The 14968-nt window shown below is 53.3% G+C and carries 14 protein-coding genes and 1 pseudogene; 5 read left to right on the top strand and 10 right to left on the bottom strand.

The window, feature by feature from the left end:
• Positions 1–313: 313 nt before the first annotated feature.
• The 3 genes and pseudogenes from BLP79_RS19940 (at position 314) to hglS (ending at position 3086) form a co-directional block, all read left to right on the top strand.
• Entirely contained in the window at positions 314–745 is a 432-nt protein-coding gene (locus BLP79_RS19940; protein ID WP_269799317.1) for a saccharopine dehydrogenase family protein, read from the top strand.
• A gap of 428 nt (positions 746–1173) precedes the next feature.
• Positions 1174–1679: pseudogene (locus BLP79_RS08890) on the top strand (aldehyde dehydrogenase family protein); the annotation flags it as partial.
• Between the two features lie 9 nt (positions 1680–1688).
• The gene (gene hglS, locus BLP79_RS08885; protein WP_090218207.1) at positions 1689–3086 is read left to right on the top strand and encodes a 2-oxoadipate dioxygenase/decarboxylase HglS; all 1398 of its coding nucleotides are present in this window, start codon (positions 1689–1691) and stop codon (positions 3084–3086) included.
• Between the two features lie 242 nt (positions 3087–3328).
• Here the strand turns inward: hglS and BLP79_RS08880 are convergent, their stop codons facing one another.
• The 10 genes from BLP79_RS08880 to BLP79_RS08835 all read right to left on the bottom strand — a co-directional run bounded on the left by BLP79_RS08880 (position 3329) and on the right by BLP79_RS08835 (position 12412).
• Positions 3329–3718, bottom strand: a complete 390-nt coding sequence (locus tag BLP79_RS08880; protein ID WP_090218205.1) for a nitrile hydratase accessory protein — start codon at positions 3716–3718, stop codon at positions 3329–3331.
• On the bottom strand, positions 3705–4373 hold the full coding sequence (gene nthB, locus BLP79_RS08875) for a nitrile hydratase subunit beta (RefSeq protein ID WP_090218203.1): 669 nt from the start codon (positions 4371–4373) through the stop codon (positions 3705–3707). Before nthB ends, BLP79_RS08880 begins: the two co-directional genes overlap by 14 nt.
• 28 nt (positions 4374–4401) lie before the next feature.
• Complete coding sequence (gene nthA / locus BLP79_RS08870; protein WP_090218201.1) at positions 4402–5007, bottom strand: nitrile hydratase subunit alpha; 606 nt, start codon at positions 5005–5007, stop codon at positions 4402–4404.
• On the bottom strand, positions 4997–6406 hold the full coding sequence (locus BLP79_RS08865) for an amidase (protein ID WP_090218199.1): 1410 nt from the start codon (positions 6404–6406) through the stop codon (positions 4997–4999). The genes nthA and BLP79_RS08865 overlap by 11 nt, the downstream gene beginning before the upstream one ends.
• A gap of 54 nt (positions 6407–6460) precedes the next feature.
• Entirely contained in the window at positions 6461–7489 is a 1029-nt protein-coding gene (locus BLP79_RS08860) for a branched-chain amino acid ABC transporter permease (protein ID WP_090218198.1), read from the bottom strand.
• Positions 7486–8364: a branched-chain amino acid ABC transporter permease gene (locus BLP79_RS08855; protein ID WP_090218197.1), complete on the bottom strand. Its 879-nt coding sequence runs from the start codon at positions 8362–8364 to the stop codon at positions 7486–7488. The genes BLP79_RS08860 and BLP79_RS08855 overlap by 4 nt, the downstream gene beginning before the upstream one ends.
• Positions 8365–8368: 4 nt before the next feature.
• The gene (locus BLP79_RS08850; RefSeq protein WP_090218195.1) at positions 8369–9079 is read right to left on the bottom strand and encodes an ABC transporter ATP-binding protein; all 711 of its coding nucleotides are present in this window, start codon (positions 9077–9079) and stop codon (positions 8369–8371) included.
• Positions 9080–9082: 3 nt separating this feature from the next.
• Positions 9083–9853 (bottom strand): ABC transporter ATP-binding protein, encoded by a 771-nt coding sequence (locus tag BLP79_RS08845; RefSeq protein ID WP_170830474.1) that lies wholly within the window; start codon positions 9851–9853, stop codon positions 9083–9085.
• Between the two features lie 20 nt (positions 9854–9873).
• Positions 9874–11199 carry an ABC transporter substrate-binding protein gene (locus BLP79_RS08840; protein WP_090218265.1) on the bottom strand — a complete coding sequence of 442 codons (1326 nt, stop codon included), beginning with the start codon at positions 11197–11199 and terminating at the stop codon, positions 9874–9876.
• Positions 11200–11473: 274 nt separating this feature from the next.
• On the bottom strand, positions 11474–12412 hold the full coding sequence (locus tag BLP79_RS08835) for a LysR family transcriptional regulator (RefSeq protein WP_090218193.1): 939 nt from the start codon (positions 12410–12412) through the stop codon (positions 11474–11476).
• A gap of 135 nt (positions 12413–12547) precedes the next feature.
• Between BLP79_RS08835 and BLP79_RS08830 the strand changes: the two genes are divergently transcribed.
• Both BLP79_RS08830 and BLP79_RS20255 read left to right on the top strand, forming a co-directional pair.
• Positions 12548–13795, top strand: coding sequence for a Zn-dependent hydrolase (locus BLP79_RS08830; RefSeq protein ID WP_198511996.1), 1248 nt, complete (start codon positions 12548–12550; stop codon positions 13793–13795).
• A gap of 332 nt (positions 13796–14127) precedes the next feature.
• Entirely contained in the window at positions 14128–14271 is a 144-nt protein-coding gene (locus BLP79_RS20255; RefSeq protein WP_090218191.1) for an IclR family transcriptional regulator domain-containing protein, read from the top strand.
• Positions 14272–14968 lie beyond the last annotated feature (697 nt).

The raw sequence follows: 14968 nt of genomic DNA, 5'->3' as shown, positions 1-14968 counted from the left end.
CTGGCCGTCAGGGTGAGGGCGCTGCCCTCCCCCTCGGGCAACCCGATTAGACAGGGCCGTGTCCTCGGCTGCGCCTGCGGGCCGCACCAACCCTGTCAAATAGCATTGCCTCGCCCCCTCCCGCGTTCGCCACGTGGCAGATCAGCAGGAACAGGCGGCTTGGTCGTCTGATCTGCAAATCAGCCCTGATTTTCCGAAAAGGAAGTCAGATCAAACGAAACCGCTTGCAGGAGCATGAAGTGAGGAAATTGGGTCAGTTTGTGACGCAAAGGTCAAAGTTGTCTGACGTTCAACAGACTGTCGTTCTTGTAAAATGCGGGTTGGTGCGCTCCCCCAGAACCCAACCGGCCTGATGGGGTATTCTTTTAATTGGTCACCAGCAGGTGTCGTGAATGAATATCTCAATGATTGTGAAGTTCTTGAAAATGGTGAAATAAAGTGGGTTTCCCCGATGGAATGGATTGAAAAAATCGTCATCGACGGGATCGAGCTAGAGGCTTTCACCACCTCTGGTGGGCTTGGCACTATGTGTGAGACCTATCACGGTAAGGTGCCAAATATCGACTATAAGACAATGCGGTATCCGGGCCATGTTGAGTTGATGAACTTCTTCTTCCATGAGCTTTTGATGCGGGACCGCAAAGATGAAGCGGGGGAGATCCTTGTCAACGCAAAGCCACCTGTCGAAGATGACATTGTGTATGTCCACGTCGCGGCAGAGGGTAAGCACGAGGGCAAGCTTTAGAGGAAAGAGTTTGTCAAAGGCTATAAGCCGATTGAGATCGCAGGCAAACAGCGCACGGCTATTGCTTGGACAACCGCTTCGTCCGTTGTGGCAATCATTGAAATGGTGCGTGCGGGTATATTGCAGCAATCTGGGTTCCTGAAACAAGAAGACGTACCACTTGACGCATTTTTGGCGACTGAAAGCGGGGTGCGTTATGCTGGATAATATGGGCTTTTAATGCGCAGCCGGATTGTGGCCATCGAAATTTCGGAAATGGCTGCGAACTTGCGCACTGAAGGACGGGATGTTGTGACACCCACAGGTTTGGGTGCTGTCTGATGAGATCTATCAACATCTCAGCTGCGCGTGTTTCAAAGTTTTGCCCAGAATTGAAGAAGCCATGACCCTGGCCGACCAAGATAGCGACGCTAGCCTCTTTGGTGGCCGTAAAAGCCGAGGGTGGCGTTGTGTTCAGTGGGGATATATCTGACAATGGCGTGGCAGGCGGTGCTTATGTTGCGCCAGCCTTGGTGAAAATGCCGGGTCAGACTGCACCTATTGAAACCGAAACCTTCGCGCCAATTCTGTATGTGATCGAATACGAGACACTGGAAGATGCGATTGGGTTGCAAAACGAGGTGCCACAAGGGTTGTCATCTTGCATCTTTACGCTGGATATCCTTAAGGCGGAAACTTTCCTGTCCTCTCTCGGCTCTGATTGCGGTATTGCAAATGTGAACATGGCCCATCCGGTGCCGAAATTGGTGGTGCATTTGGCGGAGAGAAGGAAACTGGAGGCGGGCGCGAACGTGGCTCTGATGCATGGAAAGGCTGCATGCGCCGCCAGACTAGCACCGTGTATTATTCGGCTGAGCTGCCCCTTGCGCAGGGTGTCAAATTCGACATCAGAACTATTGGCCCGCCTGACCAGACGGGCCTCTACCCATTATAGGCGAACGATATGACCCAATTCTTACACCCTGATGATATTCGCACGCTTTTTTCTAGCGCAATGTCAGACATGTATCGGACCGAGGTTCCGCAATACGGCACGTTGGTCCAACTTGTTGAAGACATCAATGCCGAGACATTGAGAGCTTGTCCTGAGCTTGCAGAGAGTATGAAAACAACGGGCGAGATCGGGCGCCTTGACGTTGAGCGCCATGGAGCCATTCGGGTTGGGACTGCGGAAGAGCTTTCTGGTATCCGCCGTATGTTTGCAGTGATGGGCATGTATCCAGTTGGCTATTATGATCTGTCAGTGGCTGGCATCCCTGTCCACTCGACTGCTTTTCGCCCGGTTGATGCGGCCTCTTTGAGCAAGAACCCTTTTCGGGTGTTCACCTCGTTGCTACGCCTTGATCTTCTGGAAGATCAAGAATTGGCAGAACAGGTGGCTCAGATTCTCGCGCGCCGTATGATTTTCACCAACCGTGTGACGGAGTTGATTGATTTGGTCGATACACAGGGGGGGCTGACACAAGAACAGGCCGTGGAATTCGTGGCTGAAGCCCTCAACACCTTCCGGTGGCATCAGAACGCGACCGTCTGCACGAATACATATCAACGTTTGCACGATGCTCACAGACTGATTGCAGATGTGGTCAGTTTCCAAGGCCCCCATATTAACCATCTGACACCTCGCACATTGGATATTGATACTGTGCAAGTTGGCATGCCAGAGCGTGGCATCTTGGCGAAAGCTGTGATCGAAGGCCCACCAACCCGTGAAAACCCGATACTTTTGCGTCAAACGTCGTTTAAAGCTCTGGAAGAAAAGGTCGTTTTCTCCGGACAGGAGGCCGGTGAAAGTGGCACCCATTCTGCGCGCTTTGGCGAGATCGAACAGCGTGGGGCTGCATTGACCAAAGCGGGTCGGGCGCTTTATGATCAAGCACTGGCCAAAACGCGCGCCGCTGCACCAATTGGGGCTGCCGGTGAAGGTGCTGAAGCCTATCAAGATGAATTGGCCAAACAATTCCATGTCATTCCAGATGATTTGGAAGACATGCGAACGCAGGGTCTGGCATATTTCCAATACCGTGCTGCGAAAAATTGCGCGCTCTCAGATTATGCGTCGATTGAGGCGCTCATCAAAGACGGCCATTTGATTGCGTCGCCTTTGACCTATGAAGACTTTTTACCGGTCTCTGCCGCAGGTATTTTCCAATCAAATTTAGGTTCAGATGAACAGTCCAACTATAGCGCGTCTGCAAACCAATCGGCTTTTGAAGAGGCCTTGGGCGCCAGTGTGCGAGATCCTTTTGCGATGTATGCAGCATCAGAGCGCGAGAGCCTTTTGACGGCTTTGAAAAACCTTGGCCAAGCTCGGCTGATCAGCGGTCTTAAGGGTGCGTGACGCCGATGGTTTCGGTAGATGATGGTGGTTTTGATGGTCTCATCCCAGCTCTAGACGGGCTGGGGTGCACTGGCGAGAGTTCAGAGGAGATTATGCGACGCGAAGCCAGCCGTATTTACGAGTGACGTCCGCGCGCGTGTCGTCTGACCTCTTTGATATGTTGCGGTCTGAAAAGCTTGAAAAGATGCCATTGATGACTGGGTTTGTGCAACAAAGCCAGTCTGGGGCTTAAGCCGGGAGGCCTATGTTCTTGGATGCAAAGACATTTGCGAATGACGAATGTCTGCCACTGATTGGCGAATGCGTTCGATCTGTGCAGAAATTTCTGGTCGTTCAATAAATTGCTGTGCAATAAGCGTGTCTTCGACCGCCTCCAGCCAACAGTCAAAATACTGTAGATCTATCTGTTCCGGGTCACGGGCTGGGGCGTCCTTTTGTTGTGCAGCAAGCCGTTCTACAAGTTGCGTTTGAAAGGTCGCCCAGGGCAGGTCACTGTCTTTGACTAAGGTAACAATCAAAGCAAAGGCGCGTGCATGCCAAGCGCGGCGAAACAAAGGGTCCCCTTCGGGCCGATCGGGGATGATGCGTTGTGCTTGCAGCAGTACATTGTCGTCGACGTTACATTGGCTCAAGGTAACTCTCCGCCAGGTTCAGAAGAATGTCGTCATCGGCCTGTTCTACGCTGGATCCCCAGAGTTCTGCGGCGCTGAAAGAAACCAGATAGCAATGCTGCGGGTTGCGTCCTTGCCCTGCGGCGACACTGTCGGCGTGTTGAAACACACCTTCAGTGGCCAGAACTGTGCCGAATTTTCCGCGCACATACCGCGGCACGCGGGTGTGCCCCTGCGGACTGTCGGAACGCACGCGTACGCGGGTGCCGATGGCAAAACCCTGTGGCTGACTGTTGGTTGGAAATTGGTAATCCGCGCCGATTTTCATCGCGCTCAGCAGATCGTCAGCGCTTACGGCGGGGTGGTTTACCAGATCAACGTCGAATTCTTTCTGACCCGTCGCCAGCTCCTGGTCATTTACAAGGCGAGCGTCTTTCAACAGCGCCGAGGTCGCTGTGATCCATTTTTCAAAATAATCTAGCGTCAGGTAGTCTGTCGCTGAAAGTTGCTCGATCTTATATCGGTGCTGGTCCGCCACATAGGGTGTGTTGCCGGCAACGGCCTGCACGATGCCAAAGGCGCGTCGCTGCCAGTCGTGTTTAAAACGGTAATCCTGTGATTCAATCGGGATTGGGCCAAATCCATGCATGCCACCAAGGTCGTGAATTCCATCCATTGCCAGTTACCTTTGCCGTTTGATCATATCAAAGCACTGCCGTCCCGATCATGCTGTCGCGGGTCACAAGATCAGCCAGTTCGGCCTGCGAAAGATTGCCGGTGTTTGGGGGGCGCTGTGGTAAGACCATAAAGCGGATTTCAGCCGTGCTGTCCCAAACGCGGACTTTTTGAGACGCGGGCAGATCTAACCCAAATTCGGCCAGCACCGCGCGCGGTTCGCGGACAACGCGGGCACGATAGGCGGCGCCTTTGTACCAAGCTGGAGGCAGGCCCAACACCGGCCACGGATAGCAAGAGCAAAGAGTACAGACGATGATATTATGGGTGTCGTTGGTGTTTTCGACCACTCGCATATGTTCGCCCTGATAGCCTTTGAACCCCATCGAGTGGATCGCGGCGGTGCCGTCTTTCAACAGCCATGCTTTGAAATCTGGGTCACACCATGCGCGCGCGACCACCTGCGCCCCGTTCCGGGGGCCGGTTTCTTTTTCGTAGTATTCGACCACTGCATCGATGGCTTCGGCTTTGACAAGGCCCTTTGCGATCAACAGTTCCTCAAGGGCGCGCACGCGCAGGGCGGCACCCTCTTCGATTGGGTCGTGATGGTGATCGTCTGAGAGATTATCTTGCATCTACAGCGTCTCCATGTGTTGCTTTCCCGGTTTCTTTGGGCGCATTTGTCCTAAAGTCTTGCAGATCAGCATAGTTCAGGTCGAGAGCCAATATCGTTTCAATCCGTTTTGCGATGGCCAACAAGGCGCGATCTTGGGCGTGAGCGCCCACCAATTGTATGCTTTGTGCGCGCCCGTCCGCTTGTCTGGTTGCGGGCATGGACACCACCGGGTGGCCGGTCTGATTGAAAAGGCAGGTATAGCGGATGGTTGCCGCCAAACGGGATCGTTCTTGTTGAGCAAGAGTAATGCTGTGTTCGCTTCGTTTTGGTGCATCCACCGGCATGGTGGGCAAGATTAAGGCTCGCACCTGCGTGAGGGCTTGATCAGCCTGATCGCGGGCGGCTTTGCATTGCTTTTGGGCGGTTGCTAATTGCGTGGCCGAAATGCTGTGTCCGGTTTCAATTGTGCCACGGGCAATGGGCGGATAGTTTGGCCAGTCGCGTGGAAAATGTTTCAGATGATAGGTGGCGGCCTGTTGCGGCAGATTGACCATATGAAAGTTTAGCACTGTGTCGGGATAGGGCAGGGTGACTTCAATCAAATCCACACCCTGATCGACGAGCCTGTCTAGGGTCTCGGCAAAGCCATTTCGTATTTCGGTTTGGGCATCGGCGAAATAGGCGTGTGGCACGCCCAGCGTAAGGGGGCCGTTTTGTGGTGCATTGCTTTGCCCCATAAAGCCGGGGTCAATGATCTGCTGAACAAGGGCAAGGTCCGCAATGCTGCGGGCCAGCGGACCTATATGATCAAGGGATTGCGCCAGGGGGCGCACACCGGTTGTATCCACGGTTCCCCAGGTGGGTTTGAACCCGTAGATCGAACTGCAACTTGCCGGAATACGAATGCTGCCGCCGGTGTCTGTGCCAATCGCTGCAAATGCCATGCCAGCAGCCACCGCCGCAGCGGACCCACCGCTAGAGCCACCGACGATTCGATCTGCCGCCAAGGGGTTGGTGACCCGCAAAGTGTCAGTTGAAAACGCGCCAGGGTCGGTTTCGGTCACACCCAGAATAACGGCACCTGCATCGCGCAGTGTTTTGACGACTGGCGCATCGATGGCGGGGATGTAGTTTGCAAGATGGGCGAGCCCTGCAGAGCAGCGGGCTGGGGTTGTATCAATCAGGTCTTTGACTGCAATCGGGATGCCATCCAGCGCGCTTTTTGCCTGCCCTTCGGCATGGCGCGCATCTGCTGCGCGCGCCTCGTGCATGGCTGTGTCAAACAACAGGTCGCTATAAGCGCAAATCAACGGATTGCGGGCTGTGATGCTTTGCATCAAAGCGGCTGTTAAAGCCTGTGATGTCACCTCGCCTGCTTTAAGCTGCGCAGAAACCGTTTCTATCGTTTCAAAGTTCATCAAAGCAGTCCTACACCTGTGGTTTGGCTTGCGGCCAGCATGTCTTTGCCAATGTCAGATTGCGCGCGCTGTATCGCTGGCTTTGCGAGACCGCTGTCTGCTGATCCGCTGAGCCAGCTGAGACGTCGCACCGGCCAGCCCTTTGGGGAAGATCAAGACAAACACCACGAGGACAAAGCCGATCAGGGTGTTTTGCACATCACCCATTTCTTTGGCGAATTCGACCAGAACCATCATCAGCGCGGCGCCAAAGATCGGGCCCCATGTGGATTTCAGCCCACCGATCACGATCATCGCGAGAATGAAAACAAGTGTCGGAAATTCAAACAGACTGGGCCCTGCAAAGCGGAAATGGGCAGCATAAACAGCCCCGGTGAGACCGGTAAAAAAGGCCGTGATAACAAATGCGATGATATGGAAACGGGTTCTGTTCATACCGCGTGCCGCGGCGTAGATGCGACTGTCGCCAAGCGCCCTGAACGCCAGCCCCAAGCGGCCGTGAATGACACAGATAGATGCCAGCAAGGATAGAGCCAGAACGCCAAGCACTACAAAGTAGTTGCCCACAACCCATTGGCCTTTCAGTAGTTTTCGAAAGCCCAGATCATCAAAGCCAGAAAACCCATTGCCGCCTCCGAACAGTGGGGTGCACAAGCCACCTTTGGTGATGAAACATTCCGCATCCGTTCTGATCAGTGTGCTGACCATAAAGACAATTGCAAAGGTCAACAGTGCCACATAAGCGGTTTCGAGCCGCAGACAGGCCAGACCAATTACCAGCGCCGCACTTGCGGCAACAATCGCGCCGATTGGCATGGCAAGCCAAGGTGAGACATCAAAATACGTGCCCATCATCCCCACCGCGTAGGCGCCAATCGCAAAGAACAGCATCTGCCCCAGTGAAAAGACCCCTGCGTGCCCCAGCAACACGTTCCATTGTGTCGCCACCGAGGCCCAGATCATGAACAGGATGATCTCGCCCAGAAAATACCGTTGAGTGATGAACACTGGCAGGATCGCGATCACTGCAAGCACAGCGACAAGTGCGGTGAGGTGTCGGTAAAGTGCAGTATTGCCGTTCATGCGCGCACAACCCCCTGTTTGCCGAACAGACCTGCTGGCTTAAAGATAAGAACAAGGATCACGAGGCCCAGCATTGTTGGAAAGCCAAAGCGCACCCCGATGTAATAGCCAATCGCTGCCTCCATGACGCCCAGCACAATCGCAGTGATGCCTGCGCCGGTGACGCTGCCCAGACCGGCCACAACGCAGATTACAAAAGCGCGGATCAACGGATTGGTGCCCATGTCGGGTGACAGGCTGGCCAGTGACGAAATCAAAATGCCTGCAGCAGCGGCTAGAACCCCGGCGATTAGTAAGACCTGCAGATAGGTTTGCTCTGTCTTGACCCCCATCAACTCGGCGGCGTCTTGGTTCATTGCGGTTGCCCGGATCGCCAGGCCAAACCGTGTGTTTGTCAGTAGCCACGCCATCAGACCGATCAGCGCGGCGGCAAAGGTCATGATCGCGATCGATTGGTAAGTCACAACAACACTTGCGACGGTCAGCTGGCCCTCGATCTGGGCGGGCTGTTTGAACGGGTAAGCGCCGTATTGTTTCAGGATCAGATCCTGCAACAAGATCGCGACACCTGCGGTGGCCACCATAATTGTGGTCTGAAAGTCAGCTCGGTGCAGCATGAATTTGACGATCAGCAGGTGCATCGCCATGCCCACAACGCCGCCTGCAGCAATACCGATCAGAACTGCAAACGAGAGCGGCATGCCGAACACGATAAAGGCGGAATAGCAGACATAGGCGCCGATGGTCATAAACAGACCATGGGCCATATTAAACATGCCCATCGTGCCATAGGTCAGCGCCAAACCAACCGAGGCCAAGGCATACATAGAGCCAAGCGTCAGCCCGGTTACTAAGATTTGAAGTATCGCATCCATCGCTTTAGCCCCCTAGGTATGTCTTAAGCAGGTCGCTTGAATTCGCGAGGTCGTTGGTATTGCCTGACCACGCGATGCGGCCGCCGTCCATCAGGTGAAAAGCGCTGGCCACATTGGCGACACGGCTTGGGTTTTCTTCGACCACCAGAATCGATCGGTCTTGGTTGGCAAGGTGCCCAAGGGCTTCGTAAATCTGTTCGATGATCAAAGGTGCAAGCCCCAGAGAGGGTTCATCAATCATCATCATTTTTCCGTTTGCCATCATCCCACGCCCGATGCCCACCATGCGGCGTTCTCCGCCAGACAGGCTTTCGGCGCGTTGGCCACGCCGTTCTTTGAGGCGGGGGAATAGAGTAAAGACAGTTTCCAAACTGTCTTGGACTGCGTCGCGGTCTTTGCGAGCGAAGGTCCCCATCATCAGGTTTTCTTCGACCGTCATGCCGCCAAACAACTGATCGCCCTGCGGGACCAGGATCAACCCGGCACGCGCACGATCTGGAGCGTTGTTCCCCAGCGCTTTTCCAAGAAATTGCGTGTCGCCTTTCCAGGTCGGGATTAATCCGGACAAAGTTTTCAGCAGCGTTGATTTCCCATGCCCATTGGGGCCAATCAACGCGGTGACAGAGCCTTCTTCGATCTCAAGATCAATGTCGGTCAGTACCTGTTGATTGCGGTAGCCAGAGCACAGACCCTGAATGCTAAGAATAGAAGCCATGGTTCAATGTGCCCCCATCGCGTCAGCGGCAGAGCCGAGATAGACCGACTTAACGGTTTCATCTGCCGCGATGCCTTTGGGCGCGCCATCATAGATCAGTTTACCTTGATGCATGATCAAGGCGCGGTCTGCCACCGCGAGCAAAAACCGCATTACATGTTCGATGAATACAATTGTTATGCCGGTTTTGCGCAGGCCTAAAATCAGCTCGATAAAGGCATCCACCTCAGAAGGAGCAAGGCCGCCAACAGGTTCGTCCAACAGCAATATTTGCGGCTTATGGACAACGGCGGTCGCGACCATCAGCTTTTTTCTGTCGAGCGCGGGCAGATCCGAGACAAGGTCATCTGCAGAGTTCAACAGCCCATAATCTGCCAGCACAGCACAGGCCAAGTCGCGGTGTTTTCGTGTGATAAACAGCCCCGGACGTTCTGCGCCACCGCCGTTGATGATCGAGGCCAGCATGTTCTGCATTACGGTTAGGCTGCCAAAGCCATCGGTTACCTGAAACGTGCGGGCCATGCCTTGGTGAAACAGCTGGTGAGGAGAAACCCCTGTGATGGTCTTTCCATTATACAGAATCTGACCACCGCTGACTGCGGTCAATCCCGAGATCAGGTCAAAAAAGGTGGTTTTGCCAGCCCCGTTGGGGCCACCTATGCCAACGGTTTCGCCTGCAGAGATCGCTAAATCAATGCCATCCACAGCTGCCAGGGCACCATAGTGCCGCGATACGCCTCTGCATTCGAGAATAGATTCAACGGGACTGTTCACAGAGCCACCCTTTTAACCGTTTATGCTTTGATCCAGTGTGGCTTGCGGAACTCCGCGACGCTGTATGGAACGGGAGAGATGATCTTGCCATTCTCTTCCTTTTTCGCGATCTGGCTGAAGATATGCGACATGCCCAGCGATGGATCGTTGGTCTGCACCGGATAAGAAAACGCTTGCTGGGTTTGCTTATCAAAGCGAATGGCTCCGGTTGGCCCGCGATAGATCAGGTTGCGCAGACGATCGGCGACCTTTTTGTTTTGCCCATCGTCATAAGCTTCGCCGACGCCACCTGCCAACGCTGCCGCCTGAGCGAACATATGCAGGGCCTCGTAAGTTTGCGCGCCGCCGTTCGGAGATGCTTTGTCACCATACTTTGCAAGATAGCGCGCAGTGAAGTCCGCTCCAATGTCGCCAGACAGCACACCGATGTTCGTAGCATAAAGAACATCTTTAGATGCATCGCCAGCAATGTCACGGAATGCCGCCAGAGAGGCACCGTATTGCAGATAAACAAGGCTGTTGGTTGGGTTGGTCAGGAATTGCTTCATGAACTGCGCCTGATCCCCGGGGAAGAAATGGGTGACTACGATAAAGCCCGGCTCGTCTTCGCGGAGCTTGGCCAGTGTCGGGCCCCAATCGTTGGTCGGTGCTTCGACCGTTTCATAAAGCGAGATCTCATAGCCGTATTTCGCGGCTTCTTCCTGAATGGAGTTGGCGATGTTGATGGAATATTGGATTGGGCCTGTTACAATCGCGATCTTTTTGTTGACAGGGATGAACTGGCCAGAGTCTTCAAGGGTTTTGATATAGTTCAGATAGGCAAAGCCATAATAAACTTCGGAAGGGCAATACATAAAGGATTGCCAGTATTTTTCGGGATCACTTCCGACAAGCGCAGTGTGGGCGCGGGCGGTATCAGCATGCATATAAACGACTGAGGCATCTGCCGCGACGTTTTGCAACGCGATTTGCGAGCCAAAATTATAGCCGGTGATCAGTGCACTGGCGTTGTCACGGTCGATCAGGCGTTGGCCAGCGCTGGTGATTTTATCGTCCCCTCCAGATTCCGTATCCGCGACAACGATTTCGACGGGGCGCCCCAGAATACCACCTGCTGCATTGATTTCTTCGGCTGCCATCTCAAGGCCGCGTTTGAATTCGATGCCATCCGCGGCACCGCCGCCTGTCATTTGGATTGGTCCACCGATCACAATTGGCTCGCCAGATTGTGCCTGTGCCGCTGTGTTCGTTCCAGTTAGTACGGCAGCACCGCCAACAGTGCTTAGACCTGCCGTCTGAAGAAAACTACGCCGCGATGTACCAGATTTCATTGAAATATCAGTCATGTTCATTCCCCTGTTCTGTGGGATCATTGCGCGGATCCCAATCCGACTTGCGCTGGCCTAGCCAGCGATGGCGGGCTTATGCGGGCCCCCAGTGTGTCCAAATACCGAAGGTTCGGGCCGGAACAATTTAAGTGTTCCACAAGGGCTCATCTTAAGGCATTCGAATGTAATAATGTTTAGTTTGATACTGGTCTAAGTAACAAAGCGATGATGCCCGTATAATGAGCGCATGTCTGAATATTTGGGCAAACATATAAGATTCACCCTATGCATTCTAGCGTGTGGGCACATCTGGGTGCACCAGATCGTGTTCGATTGATTCTGAGATCAGCAGTTCGTGGAATTTGCGTTCCGCTGGGGTACGCGCCGCAGATTTGCGCCGGATAATTTCATAACACGACGTATAGCTGTAGGTGTCGCTTAGTAGTGGGCGGACCTTGCCGTTTCGTTCGAACTGATCCGCATAGTGAACAGGCAAAAACGCCAGATATTGCCCAGACAAAACCAGATGCGCTAAGCCTTCGATATTTTGGGCGCGGGCGGCATAGTTGAATTGTCTTTCGTTCTCGGGCAGCTGATCATAGGATACATAACCCCGCTGCGCGTGATCCGCATTTTCAACATCACTAACGGATATATCAGGATCGTCGCGATCAAACAGCGGGTGGTCTTGCCCGCAATACAGCTGCATTTCGGACATATATAATGGGTCATAGTCAAGTTGTGCCAGCCGTCTTGGGAAATAGCCGATACCGATATGCGCCTGCCCGCCCAGTACCATTTGTTCTAGAGAATTGGGTGGGGAGACATGCACTGACAGATCGACACTGTGATCAAGTTGCCCAAAATTCCGGATAACGTTCGCAAGTTGAAACTCCGGGTGAAAGACGGAGTTGTCAATGATAGCGATTTGCAATTCACCCACAAGCGTTTCAAAACCCAGCACCAGACTTCGGAAATCTTCGAGGTGATTGAACAGCGCATTTGAGGCGTCATATACCCGTTGCCCGTCGTCGGTCAGGGCAAAACCGCCGCGTCCGCGCTGACATAAGGTCAATCCCAGACGAGTTTCTAGGTTCTTTATGTGTATGCTGATGGTGGCTTGGCTGACGTTCAGTTCAGCCTGTGCCAAAGAAAACCCACCGCATTGCGCCACCGTGCGAAACACGCTGAGCAGCTTTAGATCGACATTACTGACCGAGGTAAGTGCCATAGCCGCCTCTTACTTTGATAACTCTCTAAGCAAACATAGTTACATCAAGATACCCGTGGCAACTGCCCGCTGCTAGCAGAGAAACATAGACGGTTATTGCAACCCATCCCAAGCCGCAACAAATTTGGAGCGCCCGTGTTGAACACCAAAGCGAATAAACTGGAAATTAATGCGGAGCGTCTTTGGGATACACTTGAGGTATCGGCCCGTATTGGGGTTGGCAAATCCACAGGGCTGAGCAGGCTTGCGCTGAGCGATGATGATAAAGCCATGCGCGATCAATTTGTGCAATGGTGTACGGCGGCTGGGTGTGTGCTGCGCGTTGATGGTGCAGGTAATATCTTTGCCCGCCGAGAGGGCAAAGACCCCAGTTTGCCTGCCGTGGTGATGGGCTCGCATCTGGATACACAAGTTGCGGGCGGGCGGTATGACGGAATTCTAGGGGTGTTGTCAGGACTAGAGGTCATTCGTACCTTAAACGATCAAAATGTCGACACCCGGCGGGCTGTTGAAGTGGTCTGTTGGACCAACGAAGAAGGTGTGCGCTTTCAGCCGCCCATGATGGGGGCAGGGTTTTTTTGCGGTGTGCATGCTCTGGATTGGGTCTTGGGGCAGCAGGATGAAAATGGCTGTGCCTTTGGACAAGAACTGAAACGCATTGGCTATGCCGGGTCCGCGCCGCGTGATCCTTCCGCGATTGATGCTTATTTTGAGCTGCACATTGAACAGGGGCCCATTCTAGACGCAGAAGGCCTGCACGTGGGCATTGTTATCGGAGGCTATACGTCTTTTGGGGCGGAAGTGCAGATCACCGGCGAAAACGCGCATTCTGGGCCGACGCCCATGCGCAAGCGTAAAGACGCATTGGTAGCCGCATCGGTGATCGTGGCCGAGGTCAATAAAATTGGCTGGGAATATGAACCCGAAGGGCGCTCCACTTGTGCCCGGATTGAGGTGTCTCCGAATAAATATGGGATCATCGCAGACCATGCCAAGGTGACGATTGATGTGCGACATCCAGACCCTGCGCTGGCCAAAGAGATGTACGACAAAGTGATTGCAGTGTTGCCCGTGGCCCAAAAGCAATCAAACACTGCGCTTGGGATCATCAAAGAATGGGTTTTCGGTGATGTGGCCTTTGACCAAAATTTGACAGACCTTGTCGAAGAGGTCGCTGTGGATTTGGACGTCAGTCACAAACATATGCTGAGCGCAGCAGGACATGATGCCTATCATCTGGCAAAAGTCGTGCCAACGGCACTGATTTTTACCCCTTGCCACGATGGCATCACCCATAACGAAAGCGAACATATCGAGCCGCGCTATACAGCCCCGGGCGTCAATGTTTTGCTCAACGCAGTTCTGCGACGCGCAAATGCGTAAGACGCGGCAATGTGCCAAAGGTTGGACTGAAAGATCCGGCTCACCCCTTGGGTGAGGGAACCGCGTTCGCGATTTCATTGCCGTGGAATTGATGCGTGAATATATAGGCCGAGCCATTGAAAGTTCGATTGTCACCAAATGTGCGATTGTGATGGATGTCTTGTCTGATGCACGCCAGCCTCTTGCTTTTTTAGAGGATGTGCGAAGCAAGGAATTGGTGAAAAGTTCCTGCCATTCCGTCCTTACTGTGCCTTCAGGGCGAAGGGCTGATCGGGTATTATAAATCCTCTCGGACATACCGTACCGGACGCCGTTTGCACCAGTGGGTCCGGATGATCTGGCGACCATGTCCCTTGCATTGCAATGCCACTGGCAAAGTATTTCTTTACCATCCGTCAGAACCGCGTAAGCAAGAATTTCTTGAGACGTTAGAGTTTGAAGAATTTACCAAATTCACGCTGACCTCCGCCGCTTAATTGAAGTGCTTTTTTGTGGGATGTTAAAATTGATGGCTTTGCCAAGTCGGTGAAAGAAGAATTCTTGCAGGTCACAGAAATAGCGGCACCTATTTTTGATTAATAAGACAAAGTCGGGGCCAGTCTTTCGTTTTGGGCCCTGGATCAGCACGCAAAGGCAGACAAAGTCATCTCGCAATCAGATCACATGATCGAAGCGGCACAACTGATTTCGAAAGCGATCGGGTGGCGTCCAAATTAAAATCTATCTTGACCAACTTCGCGTCAGGCTCGCATATTAATAGATAAATTCTGTATTGTGGTGTGTTATGATTTCGACACCACATTTGGTATTTTATCCCGCCGCATATCCATGAAGCCTGTGCGGGATACTGGCTGGGATGGCCACGGTGTGGCGATATCGTTGAGTGTAGGCTGGCCGCGTGTGTTCTGGGGGCTGGGCTAGAGGCTTGGTACGGCTTGTCAGCCAAATAAAACTGGTTCCGTTCAGACGCAGTAAGATGTTTGGCATGGATACCGCAATCTGGTTCATGCGCCTGTTTGATTATTTTGAAACGCGTTAAGCTGATTTCATTTCAACGGTGATTGATATCCCCTCAAGGGACGGCTCAGGTTCCTTTCGCGGAAGCGAAAGAGGCATCAAGCACGCCCATCGCGCCTTCAATCGTCCAAGGTGCCCAAAAGCGAATGACATTTC

The sequence above is a fragment of the Epibacterium ulvae genome, from assembly GCF_900102795.1.
In the GTDB taxonomy this organism is placed as follows: Bacteria; Pseudomonadota; Alphaproteobacteria; order Rhodobacterales; family Rhodobacteraceae; genus Epibacterium; species Epibacterium ulvae.
The sequence above is the reverse complement of the archived record's forward strand: the minus strand, read 5'-3'. Positions and strand labels throughout refer to the sequence as shown.